Origin of the sequence: Streptomyces sp. M92 (assembly GCF_028473745.1) — a bacterium.
Classification (GTDB): domain Bacteria; phylum Actinomycetota; class Actinomycetes; order Streptomycetales; family Streptomycetaceae; genus Streptomyces.
In genome coordinates this window covers 4,341,799-4,355,132 of sequence record NZ_CP101137.1, presented here as the reverse complement: position 1 = coordinate 4,355,132, position 13,334 = coordinate 4,341,799, and the positions used below count along the sequence as shown (strand labels likewise).

Genomic DNA, 13,334 nt, shown 5'->3' with positions numbered 1-13,334 from the left:
GGGGCGCGCGGACCGACTCCGCGCGCGCGAGGACACCCTAGGTCCTGTCGTCACCACGCGAACGCCCCATGTCCACGACGTACTTTCCGTGCACGCCTCCCGCCTCCAGCCCGCGGTGGGCGTCGGCGATGTCGTCCATCGGCAGGACGGCGTGGATCACCGGGCGGAGGTCCCCCTTATCGACTCGCCGGGCGAGCTCCGCCAGGCGCTCGGGAGGCGGGTTGTTGCTGAACAGCTTGATCCGCCGCGGGCGGAGGGCGGCACGCAGTCCGGTGGCGAGCATGGAGGCGACGATGCGGTCCGGGTCGAAGGCGAGGGCGATCATGCGTCCGTTCCGGGTGAGCCTGGCCCGGTAGGCGCCGAGTCCGGTGCCCACCAGGTCGACGATGACGTCGAAGCGGCCGAGGTCGTCCGGCCGGGTCGCGCGGTAGTCGAGAACCTCGTCGGCGCCCAGTGCGGCGACCCGGTCGAGGTTCCGGGCGCCGGCGAGGGCGGTGACGTGCGCACCGAGCGCCTTGCCCAGTTGCACGGCGAGGCTGCCGACACCTCCGGCGGCACCGCGGACCAGGAGCCGCTCGCCGGGGACGAGGTGGGCCTTGTCCGTCAGCGCGGTGAGCGCGGTGGTGCCCGACACCGGGAGGGCGGCGGCTTCCAGCAGGCCGATGTTCCCGGGCGCCGCGGCGAGCCGGTCCGCGGGAACGGCGACGTACTCGGCGATGGCGCCGAAGGTGAAGTGCGGCATGACTCCCCACACCCTGTCCCCGGGCTGCCGACCGCGCACCTGCGCACCCACCGCCGCGACCCGGCCGGCGAAGTCGCCGCCCGTACCGCGGGGGAAGGCGGTACGGGTGATACCGCGCATCCGGCCCGCGCGGAAGGCGGTCTCCCCCGCGTCCACGCCGGCCCCGTACACCTCGACCAGCACCTCCCGCGGCCCCGGGATGGGCTTCGGCACCTCGGCGACGTGGAGCACCTCGGGTGGGCCGAAACGGTCGTACTGCACAGCACGCATGTGGCTCTCCTGACTCTCCGCGGATCTCACGCCAGAAACGGGGTGGGCCCCCACTTATGCCCGGGTACGATAACCGGAGCGGCACCCCGTTTGACAGTCCTGGAGGTCATGGTGGTCGGCAGCAGGGCGCGAGGTCCCATGCGCGCGGACGCCCGGCGCAACTACGAACGCATCGTCGCCGCGGCCGAGGAGATCTTCACGGCCCACGGCGCCGACGCCTCCCTGGAAGAGATCGCCCGCCGCGCCGGTGTCGGCTCCGCGACCCTGCACCGGCACTTCCCCTCCCGGCGCTCGCTCCTGGAGGTGGTCTTCCGCGACCGCGCGGAGGCGCTGTGCGCCCGGGCACGCGAGCACGCGTCGCACGGCGAGCCGGGCACCGCGCTCTTCGCCTGGCTGCGGGACTTCACCACGTATGCGGCGGCCAGCCGCGGTCTGGTCGGGTCGTTGCTGCGCGACGGCCGGGACGCCGACCTGCTGGACGAGAGCGACGGCTGCGCGGCGATGATCACCGCCGCGGCCGGCGAACTGCTCGGCCGGGCCCGGCGGGCGGGGGCCGTGCGGGACGGCGTCCGGGCCGAGGATCTTCTCGCGCTGGTCAGCGCCATCTCGCTCACCGCGTACGAAGGCGCAGGCGCGGGCGAAGGCGACGACGGAACGCGGGCGGACCGGCTCCTGGACCTCGTGATCGAGGGGGTGCGCTCCCCGCGTCCTCCCGCCGTCGCGGCGTCTTCGTCTGCGGCCTCTGCGGCCTCTGCGGCGTCATGATGCGCGCCTGGATCCCGCCGACGCTGCTCGCGCTCTGCGGCTCGGTCCTCGCGACCGGCCTCTTCCTCAAGGGGGACGTCGGCACGGCCGCCGTAATCCTGCCGGCGTTCCTGGCGCTCTCAGCCGTGAACTCGCCCCTGGTCTTCCCGAGGTCGATCGGTGCGCGGGAGGCACAACGCCGCAGCCTGGCCGACGGCCGGCCAGTCGTCTACTGGCGCCCTGGCTGCACGTACTGCATACGGCTGCGCGTCCGGTTGGGCCGCGGCGCCCGCCGGTTGCACTGGGTCGACATCTGGCGCGACCCGGACGGAGCCGCGGCGGTGCGGGCCGCCAACGACGGCAACGAGACCGTGCCGACCGTCGTCGTGTCTGGCCGGCCGCACACCAACCCCGATCCGGCATGGGTGCGCGAACAGATCTCCGGGAGCGGCCCTCAGCGGTGAGCCGGCCACTGACCAGCCCCAGAGCTCGGCAGGCAGAGCAGGCGCCGTCTAAGCGCTTGGCGCGTCGCTCTTGGCGGGGATGCTGCCAAGCCGTCGCCCTGTCAGGGGAGTTGCCGGGAGAACGCCTCGTACGCCCGGTCGTCGAAGAGCACGAACCTCACCTCTTCGACGGCGGTCGGCGTGCGCCGCACCGTTTCGACGGCGATGCGGGCCGCGTCGTCCAGCGGCCACCGGTACACGCCGGTGGAGATCGCCGGGAACGCGACCGTACGGGCACCCAGCTCGTCGGCCACCCGTAGCGACTCCCGGTAGCAGGAGGCGAGCAGCGTGGGATCGCTGCCCGAGGCCTGGTGCACCGGGCCGACCGTGTGGATCACCCAGCGGGCGTCCAGGTCGCCCGCGGTGGTGGCGACCGCCTGGCCGGTGGGCAGGCCCTCGCCGTAGTGCGAGGCGCGGAGCCTGCGGCACTCCGCGAGGACGGCGGGGCCGCCGCGCCGGTGGATGGCGCCGTCGACGCCGCCTCCGCCGAGGAGTGAGGAGTTGGCCGCGTTGACGATCGCGTCGGCGCTCTCGCGGGTGATGTCGCCCTGGACGAGGGTGATGGTGGTCATGTCCGGTGTCCCGTCATGGGCGGTCTCCGATCGGCTCCGGTCCGCGGTCAGGTCTGCCGCAGTCTGCGCCAGACGGCCTTCGCCGCGTTGTGCCCCGACATGCCGTGCACTCCGGGGCCCGGCGGGGTGGCCGACGAGCAGATGTAGACGGCCGGGTGCGGGGTGGCGTACGGGAACAGGGACAGCTTGGGGCGCAGCAGGAGCTGGAGGCCGGAGACGGCGCCGGCCGCGATGTCCCCGCCGACGTAGTTGGCGTTGCGGGCGGCCAGTTGGGGCGGGCCGGCGGTGGCGCGGGCCAGGATCCGGTCGCGGAAGCCGGGCGCGAAGCGCTCCAGTTGGCGTTCGATGGCGTCGGTGAGGTCGCCGGTCCAGCCGTTGGGGACGTGTCCGTACGCCCAGAAGACATGCTTGCCCTCGGGGGCCCGGGTGGGGTCGGCGACGCTGGGCTGCGTGGTGATGAGGAACGGCGCGTCGGGGGCGCGACCCTCGCGGGAGGCGGCGTTCAGCGCGGCGCCGATCTCCGCGCTGCCGGCGCCGATCTGCACGGTGCCGGCGGTGCGGGGCTCCTCGGCGGTCCACGGGACGGGGCCGTCCAGCGCGTAGTCGACCTTGAAGACGCCGGGCCCGTACCGGTAGCCGGCGTAGTGGCTGCCGAGGCCGGCGATGCGGGCCAGGGCGGTGGGCGAGGTGTCGAAGACGTAGGCGCGGGCCGGCGGCAGGTCGTCGAGGCGCTTGACCTCGTAGTCGGTGTGGACGGTGCCGCCGAGGTCCATGAGGTAGGCGGCGAGGGCGTCCGAGATGGCCTGGGAGCCGCCGCGGGCCACGGGCCAGCCGCGGGCGTGCGCGGCGAGGGCGAAGACCATGCCTATGGCGCTGGTGGCGAAGCCGCCCAGCGGGGCCATGACGTGCGCGACGAGCCCGGCGAAGAGGGTCTTGGCCTTGTCGTCGCGGAAGCGGCGCATCAGCCACGTGGACGGGGGCAGGCCGATGAGGCCGAAGCGGGCGAGGGTGACGGGGTCGCGGGGCAGCGCGGTGAGCGGCAGGGACATGAAGTCGCGGGCCAGGGTGTCCCAGTGGGGCAGGAAGTGCTCGACGAGTCTGCGGTAGGCGCCGGCGTCGCGCGGTCCGAAGGAGGCGGCCGTCTCGCCGACCGACCGGGAGAGCACGGCCGCCGAACCGTCCGGGAAGGGGTGCGCCATGGGCAGCGCGGCGTGCAGCCACTGGAGTCCGTACCGCTCCAGGGGCAGGTCGCGGAAGGCGGGTGAGTTGATCCCGAGCGGGTGCGCGGCGGAGCACGGGTCGTGCCGGAAGCCCGGCAGGGTCAGTTCCTCGGTGCGGGCTCCGCCGCCCACGGTGCCCTGGGCCTCGAACACGGCCACCGAGAAGCCGCGGCGGGCCAGCTCCACGGCAGCGGTCAGCCCGTTCGGCCCCGCTCCCACCACGACCGCATCGAGCATCGACGGCACCTTCGGACCCCTTCGTCAGCCGATGGCCACTGGGGATCAGGATATGCCCGGGGTCCGACAGCCCGCGGCCGCGGGTGGGCTCACGCCGCCGCGGCGGCCCGGAACCCGCTGGGGCTCAGTCCCCGGTGGCGTTTGAAGGCGGCGCTGAAGCCGAAGGCGTCCGCGTAGCCGACGGACTTGGCGATCTCGGCGATGCCGAGGTCGGTGTCGGCCAGCAGCGCCTCGGCGTCGGCCATGCGGCATTCGGTGAGGTAGGCGAGGGGCGGCCGGTCCATCACCTGGGTGAAGCGCTTGGCGAACAGCGCCCGGGAGACACCGGCCCGCGTGGCCAGCGACGCCACGGTCCAGGGCTCGGCGGGCCGGTCGTGGAAGGCCTGGAGGGCGGGGCCGAGGACCGGGTCGGCGAGGCCGCGGTACCAGCTGGGCGCGGCGGCGCCGACCTGGTCGAACCAGTTGCGCAGGGTGCACACCAGCGCCCAGTCCAGGAGCCGGTCCATCAGTGCCTGGGAACCCGCCGAGCGCTGGGCGGCGTCGGCGGCGGCCGTCTCCAGCCAGGTGCAGACCTCGACGTCCTCGTTGATCACCAGGACGGGCGGCAGGGCGCGCAGGAGCCGTTCGTGGCGGTGGCCGGAGGCTCGGTAGGCACCCACGATCAGCGCGGTCGCCCCGTCCGGGTCGGTGCCCCAGCGGATGCCGCCGAGTTCCTGTGCCGTGCATTCGGCGTCCGGGGTGAAGCAGGCGATCTCGTACTCGGCGTGCGGGCCGTGGACGGTGCCGGGACGGTCCGCGAGGCAGAAGGGTGCGGGGCCGCGCACGACGGCCGTGTCGCCCACGCCGACGGCCCGCTCGGTGCCGTCGGGCAGCAGCAGGGTGCCGCCGCCGCGCAGCACGCTGACCATGGTGAGCGGCGCGCCGTCGGCGAAGTGGACGGTCCAGGGCGCCGTCAGCACGGCGTGGCTGACGACCGAGCCCTCGGCCCGGATGCCGCTCAGCAGCGAACTCAGGGGATCCATGGAAGGCATCGTAGACGATCTCCTATGTTTCGGAGAGTTTCTCCCATGGATCATCTATGAGGCCGCGGCTGTACTGGACTCGTCGAGCCGATCGAGACGAACCGATCGAGACGAACCGATCGCGAACAGCCGGGAGACACCGTGACGCAGCACAGCAGTGACGCCAGGACGGCCCTCGTGGTCGTCGCCCACCACCGCACCGACTCCCTCACCGCGCACACCGCCCGTCGCACCGTCGGCCGGCTCGAGGCCGCCGGGTACCGGGTCGACCTGCTCGACCTGCACGCCGAGGGGTTCGACCCGCGGATGAACGTGGCGGACCAGCCGGACTGGGGCGACCGGGAGAAGCAGTACTCGGACGAGACGCACGCCCACATGCGGCGCATCCTCGCCGCCGAGGTCGTAGTCGCCGTCTTCCCGGTGTACTGGCAGAGCGTGCCCGCCATCCTCAAGGGGTGGATCGACCGCGTGTGGAACTACGGCTTCGCCTACGGCCGCAGCAAGCCCCGCCTCGCGGGCAAGCGCATCCTGTGGCTGGCACTGGCCGGCGCCCCCGCCGACGACGTCGTGGTGGAGGGCATGCGGTCCGTCCTGGAGGCCAACCTGAACGAGGGCATCGCCTACTACTGTGGCTTCTCCCGCTCCACCGTCGGTCTGCTCACCGACGCGGAGGACCGCCCGCAGCGCCTGGACGCCGAGGGCAACCTGCTGGTCGGCGACGCGGTCGCGGGTACCGAGCGTGAGGCGCAGTACGCCGATTTCGACCGTCGCGCGCGGGAGTTCGTGGAGAAGTTCCTCGCCGAGGAGACGGTGGCGGCCTGACGGGGCCGGTGCCCGGCCGGTGGACGGCCGGGCACCGGCCGGGCACCGTCTTCGGCCGTCACAGGTCGAGCTGGTACTCCAGGGACTTGTGGGTGGGGACGTATCCCAGGGCGTCGTTGATGCGCCGCATGTGGGTGTTGCCGTCGGCCGTGTCGGTGACCAGGCCGGCGAGTCCGGGGTGCCGGGTGCGGGCGAGGCGGATCGACTCGGCCTTCATCCAGCGGCCGAGGCTGTGGCCGCGGTGCTCGGGCAGTACGCCGGTGCCGTAGTGGAGCCCGTCGCCCTTGCCGTCGCCCGGCACGACGAGCTCCGAGAAGCCGGCGACCGAGCCGTCCGCCTCGTCGACGGCGGCCACCGTGGTGAGCAGGTCGCCGCGGTCGGCGACGGCCCGGGCGGCGGCCAGCACCCGCTCGACGTCCCAGACCACGACGCCGTAGTCGGTGTCCCCCATCGGCATGTCGTCCAGCGCGCGGCGGGAGGCGGCGAAGGTCCGCGCGAGCTCGTCGGGGACGGTACCGCGCCATGACACGAGGCGGTAGCCGGGGTGCGGCTGGTCGGCGATCGCGTCGATCGCGTCGGTCCGGACGGCGTCCAACTCGTCCAGGGCGAGCCGCGCGTAGGTCAGTCCCAGCACCACGCGGAAGCCGCGCGCGGCGAGGAAGTGGTCGCCGGGCGAGTCCGCGTCGGCCTGCGCGACCACCGACCGCCGACCGTCCTCGCGCGCGGCGGCCACCGCGGTGTCGAGAAGCCGGGTCCCCGTCCCTGCCCGCCGCTCGGCGGGGTGCACGTGCAGCGTCAGCTCGGCCAGGTGCTTCTGGCCCTCCTTGGTGAACAGGCGCAGGAACGCGTACCCGAGCGGGGCGCCGTCGTCCCCGCGGGCCAGCCACGCGAGGCGATGGCTGGACGGGGTGCGGTCGGGGTCGGCGAGGGCGGTGACGTGTATGGGCAAGGTGACTCCGGTCCGTCCGGTGATGACTGTCTGGGCCGACAGTCGATCACGCGACGGGGCACCGGGACACGGCAATTCGCCGTGCGGAGGGGCGCTGCCCCCGGTGGTCAGGCCTCGCCCGCCAGCAGTGCCACCACCCGGCGGGCCGTGGCGGCGTCGCGAGCCGCGGTGAACGGCAGCTCGTTGCCGCCCGTGATGCGGAAGGGCTCGCCGGTGCGGGTGAGGTGGGTGCCGCCCGCCTCCTCCACCAGGAGCAGGCCGGCCGCGTGGTCCCACGCCGCTTCCCAGCTGAACGCCGTGGCGTCCAGCTCGCCGCGGGCCACGGCCAGGTACTCCAGGCCCGCCGAGCCGCAGGGGCGGGGGGCCACGCCCGGGGTGCGCAGGCCGAGCAGGGCCTGCTTCTGCTCGTCGGTCGTGTAGTCCGGGTGGGAGGTGGCGACGTCGAGCTCGCGGCCGGGCTCGGGCGGCCCGGCGTGCAGGCGCTCGCCGTCCAGGAAGGCGCCCTGGCCCCGGACCGCCGTGGCCAGCTGGTCGTGGACCGGGGCGTAGGTCCACGAGGCCCGCACGACCCCGTGGTGGGCGAGGGCGACCAGGGTGCAGAAGCCCGGGTCGCCGTGCACGAACTGCCGCGTCCCGTCGACCGGGTCGACGATCCACACCGGCGCCTCGCCGCGTATCGCCTCGTAGGAGGCGGGGTTGGCGTGCACCGCCTCCTCTCCGACCACCACCGAGCCGGGCAGCAGTGCGGACAGGGCGTCGGTGAGGAAGAGCTCGGCCTGCCGGTCGGCGTCCGTGACCAGGTCGTGCGGGCCGGCCTTCTCGTCGATCTCGTGGGACGCCAGCCGGCGCCGGCGCGGCATGATCTCCTGGGCGGCGGCCTTGCGGACGGCCTCCGCCACGTCGTCGGCGTGCCGGGCGAGAAACTCGTCGATGGTTTCGTTGTTCTCGATCATGACTCCATGAGAGCACGCCCCACTGACAATCCCCACCCGGGTGGTGTACTCCGGGTGGAATCGGCGCGAACAGGCGGAGCGGGGCCGGCGCGGTCAGCGCCCGACCGCGTACCCCTGCATGCCGCGCGGGTTCGCCGCCGCCGAGAGCACGCCCGTTTCGGGGTCCCGGGCGACGGCGCACAGCCGGCCCTCCGACCAGGCCTCGCCGACCGTCACGTCGTGCCCGCGGCGCCGCAGCTCCTCGACGACCTCCGCCGGCACGCGGGACTCCACGGTGACGCTGCCCGTCCGCATGCCGCGCGGGAAGAAGGAGCCGGGGAAGCTGTCGTTGTGCCAGTTCGGGGCGTCGATGGCGCCCTGGAGGTCGAGGCCGCCGCGCACCTGCGCGCGCAGGGCGACCGCCAGGAAGAAGTGTGTCTGCCACTGGTCCTGCTGGTCGCCGCCGGGGGTGCCGAAGGCCATGACCGGCACCCCGTCGCGCAGCGCGACGGAGGGCGTGAGCGTGGTGCGCGGCCGGCGGCCCGGTGTGAGCGAGTTGGGCAGGCCCTCCTCCAGCCAGGTCATCTGCAACCGGGTGCCGAGCGGGAAGCCCAGTTCGGGCACGACCGGGTTGGACTGGAGCCAGCCGCCGCTGGGGGTGGCCGAGACCATGTTGCCCCAGCGGTCGACTATGTCCAGGTGGCAGGTGTCGCCACGGGTGCCCCCGTCGGCGGCGACGTCCGGTTCGCCCGGCACCGGCGACGTCGGGCTCTTGGCCACCGTCGGCTCACCGACGCCCAGGGCGTCGAGGCCCTCCCCCTCCACGGCCGCCCCGCGCGCGTGCGCGCTGAGCCGCGGGGCGCGCCCGCCCGGGCTGCCGGGCCGCAGCTCGAAGGAGGCCTTCTCACCGACGAGCGCCCGCCGCGCCGCGTTGTACTCGGGCGACAGCAGGTCGTCGAGCGGCACCGCGTCAGCGCCGTCCGCGTCCCCGTACCAGGCCTCCCGGTCGGCCATGGCGAGCTTGCAGCCCTCGATCAGCAGGTGGACGTAGTCCGCCGAGCCGTACCGCGGCAGCTCGGGCGGGAGCAGCGCCAGCTGCTGGAGCAGGACGGGGCCCTGGCTCCAGGGGCCCGCCTTGCACAGGGTCCAGCCGTTCCAGTCGTAGGTGGCGGGAGCCTCGTAGTGCGCGGACCAGCCGGCGAGGTCGGCGGCCGTGAGGGTGCCGGTGTGGCGGACGCCGCTGGTGTCCATGGTGGGCCGGCCGGCCTGCCGTACGAGGGCCTCGGCGACGAATCCGGTGCGCCAGACCTCCCGTGCCGCGTCGATCCGCGCCTCGCGGCCCCCCGCGCCGGCGGTCTCGGCGAGCAGCCGCTTCCAGGTGGCGGCGAGGGCGGGGTTGCGGAAGGGCACGCCGGGGCGAGGCGGACGGCCGTCCGGGAGGTAGATCTCGGCCGAGGACGTCCACTCCGTCCCGAACAGCTCCCGCACGGTCTCCACGGTCTCCGTCATCCGCTCCACGGGCGGGTGCCCGTGTTCCGCGTACCCGATGGCGTACTTCAGCACGTCGGCGAGCGGCTTGGTGCCGTGGTCGCGCAGCAGCGTCATCCAGGCGTCGAAGGCACCGGGGACCGCGGCGGCGAGCGGGCCGGTGCCGGGGACCAGGTCGAGGCCGAGCCCCTTGTAGTGCGCGATCGTCGCCCCGGCCGGTGCCACGCCCTGTCCGCACAGCACCCGCACCTCGCCGTCCGCCGGTGCGAGCAGGATCGGCACCTCCCCGGCGGGCCCGTTCAGGTGCGGCTCGACGACGTGCAGCACGAAGGCACCGGCCACGGCGGCGTCGTAGGCGTTGCCGCCGTCCTCCAGCACCGCCATGGCCGACTGCGAGGCCAGCCAGTGGGTGGAGGAGACCATGCCGAAGGTGCCCTGGAGGGTCGGGCGGGTGGTGTGCTGCATTTCTCACCTCGGGTGCGTCGTCGGGTCGCACTGGCCTTCCGTACCCACTCGGGGGTCCGGACACCCGCCGGGTCAGGAACGTGACGGTTCCTCCCCCGACGGCCTCGGCGGCGCGGCGGAGGGCGTCCTCGTCGGTGCGGGCGTCGTAGGCGACGAGCCGGGCAGGGCGGCGGTGAGCAGGCCCACCGCGGCGACGCAGGCGAGTCCGCCGCTCCGGATGGCCGGGCGGGCTCCGGTCCAGCCGGCCATGGCTCCGGCGCGGGCCTGGCCGAGCTGATCACGAAGGACACGTCCACCTCGCCCGCGGCGAGCGTCGGCAGGTCCCCGGTGCCGCGCATGCGGTCAGGCTAGCCGGAGCGGGTCCGCGGCCCGCCGCCCGTGTCCGGGGCCGTGCCCGCCCCGGGGAACAGCACGGCCCGCGGCGCTGTTGCCCCGACGTACGGAAACGGAGGCAGATCGGTGCACGGTGAATACAAGATCCCCGGCGGCAAGCTGGTCGTCGTGGACGTGGAGGCCGAGGACGGAGTGCTGCGGCACGTGCGCGTGGCGGGCGACTTCTTCCTCGAGCCGGACGAGGCGCTGGACGCCGTGAACCGTGCGCTGGAGGGCGCCCCGGCCGGCACCGACGCGGCGGGACTGGCCGCCCGGATCGACGCGGCGCTGCCCGAGGGAACCGTGATGTACGGGCTGACCTCGGAGGGCGTCGGGATCGCCGTGCGCCGCGCGCTCGCACACGCCACCGACTGGACGGACTACGACTGGCAGCTGATCCACGAGGGTCCGCAGCCGCCCGCCCTGCACATGGCGCTGGACGAGGTGCTGACCGCCGAGGTGGCCGCGGGCCGGCGCCCGCCGACACTGCGGGTGTGGGAGTGGGGCGCACCGGCAGTGATCATCGGCAGCTTCCAGTCGCTGCGCAACGAGGTGGACCCCGAGGGCGCCGCCCGCCACGGCATCGAGGTGGTGCGCCGGATCTCCGGCGGCGGCGCGATGTTCGTGGAACCCGGCAACACGATCACCTACTCGCTCTCGGTGCCGGACGCGCTGGTCCAGGGCCTCTCCTTCCAGGACAGCTACGCCTACCTCGACGACTGGGTGCTGGGCGCCCTCGGCGACATGGGCGTCAAGGCCTGGTACCAGCCGCTGAACGACATCGCCACCGACCAGGGCAAGATCGCGGGCGCCGCGCAGAAACGCGTGGTCGGGCCCGGGGGCGGTCCCGGCGCCGTGCTGCACCACGTGACCATGTCGTACGACATCGACGCCGACAAGATGCTGGAGGTGCTCCGCATCGGCAAGGAGAAGATGTCCGACAAGGGCACCAGGAGCGCGAAGAAGCGGGTGGACCCGCTGCGCCGGCAGACCGGTCTGCCGCGCGAGGCCGTGATCGACCGCATGATCACCTCCTTCGGCGGCCGCTACGGCCTCACCCAGGGGAAGGTGACCGACGAGGAGCTGGCCCGGGCGCGGGAGCTGGCGCGCACCAAGTTCGGCTCCACCCGGTGGACCGCGCGCGTTCCCTAGGCCTCGAAGGTGTGCGTCCGGCGCCGCCGCGCCTCCACCAGTCCCGACTCGTAGGCGAAGACCACCAGCTGTGCCCGGTCTCGGGCGCCCAGCTTGGTCATCGCCCGGCTGATGTGCGTCTTGGCGGTCAGCGGGCTGATCACCATGTGCGCGGCGATCTCCTCGTTGCTCAGTCCGCGTGCGGCGAGCGCGGTGACCTCGCGCTCGCGGCGGGTGAGGCCGTCCAGGCCGGGGGCGGTGGCCCGGTCCGGGGGACGGGCCACGAACTCGCCGATCAGGGTGCGGGTGACGGACGGGGAGAGCAGGGCCTCGCCGCGCGCCACCACCTCGATGGCCTGGAGCAGGTCGGCCGGCTCGGTGTCCTTGAGGAGGAAGCCGCTCGCACCCGCCCGCAGCGCCTCGAAGACGTACTCGTCCAGGCCGTAGTTGGTGAGGATGACCACGCGTACGGCGGCGAGGACGGGGTCGGAGGCGATGCGGCGGGTCGCCTCGATGCCGGACATCACCGGCATCTGCACGTCGACCAGCGCGATGTCGGGCACCTCGGCCCGCACCAGCGCCACCCCCTGCTCCCCGTCGGCGGCCTCGCCGACCACCTCGATGCCGTCCTCGGCGTCCAGCAGGGCCCGGAAGCCGGCCCGCATCAGCGCCTGGTCGTCGACGAGCACCACCCGTAGGACCTGCTCGCTCATCCCCGCTCCCCCAGCGGGAGCCGGGCCCGCACCGCGAAGCCGCCCTCCGTGCGCGGGGCGGCGCGCAGGGTGCCGCCGAGCGCCGTGACGCGTTCGTCCATGCCGGTCAGGCCGGTACCCGGCGCCGGCGGCCGGGCCGGGTCGCCGACGCCGTCGTCCTCCACGAGTATCGTCAACTCCCCCTCCTTCTCGGTGCCGTGGTCGATCCGCACCGTCACCTTCGCCGGTCCCGCGTGCCGTGCCGCGTTGGTCAAGGCCTCCTGGACGATGCGGTAGGCGGCCCGGTCGACGGCCTGCGGCAGCGGGCGCTGCGCACCGGTGACCGTCAGGTCGACGGCGAGGCCGGCCGCGCGGGCCCGCTCCACGAGCAGCGCCGGGGTACCGGCCGGCTCGTCGGCGCGCAGCACCTGGAGGGCGGAGCGCAGCTCGCGCATCGCCTCGCCGCTCGCCTCCTGGATGGCGAGCAGCGCGGGCGGCACCTCCTCGCCCCGTTTGCGCGCGAGGTGGACGGCGACGCCCACCTGTAGCTTGACGATGGAGATGCTGTGGGTGAGCGAGTCGTGCAACTCCCGGGCGATGCGCAGGCGTTCCTCGCCGGCCCGGCGCAGGGCCGCCTCCTCCCGGGTGCGTTCCGCCTCCAGGGCGCGCTGCTCGGTCTGGCGCAGGTACGCCTGCCAGTTGCGGTCGGCGAGCCCGGTCACCACCGCGCACAGGAACCAGCCGGCCAGCAGCCCGGCCCGCTCGGCCACGTCCTGCGTCCCGGGCCCGGTCGCCACGTATCCCGCCAGGAACACCGCGCCGCCGGCCGCCGCGACGCCCCGGTGGCCGACCCGGGCCGCGGTGTGCACGGCGGCCAGGACGGGCAGTGCGGACAGTGGTCCGGGGTGGGCGTGCACCACGTACGCCGTGCCGAGCGCGGTGGCGACGGCCAGCACCGCGCGCGGGGCGGCGCGGTGGAAGGCGAGGGCCGCCGAGGCGAGGGCGACCAGCGCCTGGTCCAGGACGGTGGTGTCGCCGTCGAAGGCCGCGACGGTCATGCCGAGGGCGCCGACCACGACCGCGAGGATCGCGTCGGCGAGCCGGTCTCGGCCGGTCCGCGGTATCTGACGCCCACTCATGCCCGCACCATAGACGGATCCGCCGACGGCCGCG

At 74.3% G+C, this 13,334-nt stretch carries 13 protein-coding genes and 1 pseudogene; 4 read left to right on the top strand and 10 right to left on the bottom strand.

Annotation, left to right across the window (positions count from 1 at the left end; translation table 11 throughout):
• Window positions 1-37: 37 nt before the first annotated feature.
• Entirely contained in the window at window positions 38-1,012 is a 975-nt protein-coding gene (locus M6G08_RS19690; protein ID WP_272588474.1) for an NAD(P)-dependent alcohol dehydrogenase, read from the bottom strand.
• Window positions 1,013-1,102: 90 nt separating this feature from the next.
• On the opposite strand from M6G08_RS19690, the gene M6G08_RS19685 reads away from it, so the two are divergent.
• Both M6G08_RS19685 and M6G08_RS19680 read left to right on the top strand, forming a co-directional pair.
• Window positions 1,103-1,777: a TetR/AcrR family transcriptional regulator gene (locus M6G08_RS19685; protein ID WP_336299004.1), complete on the top strand. Its 675-nt coding sequence runs from the start codon at window positions 1,103-1,105 to the stop codon at window positions 1,775-1,777.
• Complete coding sequence (locus M6G08_RS19680) at window positions 1,774-2,220, top strand: glutaredoxin domain-containing protein (protein ID WP_272588473.1); 447 nt, start codon at window positions 1,774-1,776, stop codon at window positions 2,218-2,220. The genes M6G08_RS19685 and M6G08_RS19680 overlap by 4 nt, the downstream gene beginning before the upstream one ends.
• 101 nt (window positions 2,221-2,321) lie before the next feature.
• Here the strand turns inward: M6G08_RS19680 and M6G08_RS19675 are convergent, their stop codons facing one another.
• The 3 genes from M6G08_RS19675 to M6G08_RS19665 form a co-directional block, all read right to left on the bottom strand.
• Window positions 2,322-2,831, bottom strand: a complete 510-nt coding sequence (locus M6G08_RS19675; protein ID WP_272588472.1) for an O-acetyl-ADP-ribose deacetylase — start codon at window positions 2,829-2,831, stop codon at window positions 2,322-2,324.
• Between the two features lie 47 nt (window positions 2,832-2,878).
• On the bottom strand, window positions 2,879-4,288 hold the full coding sequence (locus M6G08_RS19670) for a phytoene desaturase family protein (protein ID WP_272588471.1): 1,410 nt from the start codon (window positions 4,286-4,288) through the stop codon (window positions 2,879-2,881).
• 89 nt (window positions 4,289-4,377) lie between these two features.
• Window positions 4,378-5,310, bottom strand: coding sequence for an AraC family transcriptional regulator (locus M6G08_RS19665; RefSeq protein WP_443048852.1), 933 nt, complete (start codon window positions 5,308-5,310; stop codon window positions 4,378-4,380).
• A gap of 141 nt (window positions 5,311-5,451) precedes the next feature.
• Here M6G08_RS19665 and M6G08_RS19660 point away from each other — a divergent pair, with 141 nt between their 5' ends.
• Window positions 5,452-6,132 carry an NAD(P)H oxidoreductase gene (locus M6G08_RS19660; RefSeq protein ID WP_272588469.1) on the top strand — a complete coding sequence of 227 codons (681 nt, stop codon included), beginning with the start codon at window positions 5,452-5,454 and terminating at the stop codon, window positions 6,130-6,132.
• A 58-nt stretch (window positions 6,133-6,190) separates the two neighbouring features.
• Here the strand turns inward: M6G08_RS19660 and M6G08_RS19655 are convergent, their stop codons facing one another.
• The 4 genes and pseudogenes from M6G08_RS19655 to M6G08_RS19640 form a co-directional block, all read right to left on the bottom strand.
• Window positions 6,191-7,081: a GNAT family N-acetyltransferase gene (locus tag M6G08_RS19655; RefSeq protein ID WP_272588468.1), complete on the bottom strand. Its 891-nt coding sequence runs from the start codon at window positions 7,079-7,081 to the stop codon at window positions 6,191-6,193.
• 107 nt (window positions 7,082-7,188) lie between these two features.
• Window positions 7,189-8,034 carry an inositol monophosphatase family protein gene (locus M6G08_RS19650; protein ID WP_272588467.1) on the bottom strand — a complete coding sequence of 282 codons (846 nt, stop codon included), beginning with the start codon at window positions 8,032-8,034 and terminating at the stop codon, window positions 7,189-7,191.
• 93 nt (window positions 8,035-8,127) lie between these two features.
• Window positions 8,128-9,966 (bottom strand): gamma-glutamyltransferase family protein, encoded by a 1,839-nt coding sequence (locus M6G08_RS19645; RefSeq protein ID WP_272588466.1) that lies wholly within the window; start codon window positions 9,964-9,966, stop codon window positions 8,128-8,130.
• Window positions 9,967-10,060: 94 nt separating this feature from the next.
• Window positions 10,061-10,242, bottom strand: a pseudogene (locus M6G08_RS19640) (MFS transporter); the annotation flags it as partial.
• A 183-nt stretch (window positions 10,243-10,425) separates the two neighbouring features.
• Between M6G08_RS19640 and lplAB the strand changes: the two are divergent.
• Window positions 10,426-11,490, top strand: a complete 1,065-nt coding sequence (gene lplAB / locus M6G08_RS19635) for a lipoate-protein ligase LplAB (RefSeq protein WP_272588465.1) — start codon at window positions 10,426-10,428, stop codon at window positions 11,488-11,490.
• On the opposite strand, the gene M6G08_RS19630 is transcribed toward lplAB, so the two are convergent.
• Window positions 11,487-12,182 carry a response regulator gene (locus tag M6G08_RS19630; RefSeq protein ID WP_272588464.1) on the bottom strand — a complete coding sequence of 232 codons (696 nt, stop codon included), beginning with the start codon at window positions 12,180-12,182 and terminating at the stop codon, window positions 11,487-11,489. The two genes, lplAB and M6G08_RS19630, sit on opposite strands and share 4 nt — an antisense overlap.
• Window positions 12,179-13,300: a sensor histidine kinase gene (locus M6G08_RS19625; protein WP_272588463.1), complete on the bottom strand. Its 1,122-nt coding sequence runs from the start codon at window positions 13,298-13,300 to the stop codon at window positions 12,179-12,181. Before M6G08_RS19625 ends, M6G08_RS19630 begins: the two co-directional genes overlap by 4 nt.
• Window positions 13,301-13,334: the final 34 nt, after the last annotated feature.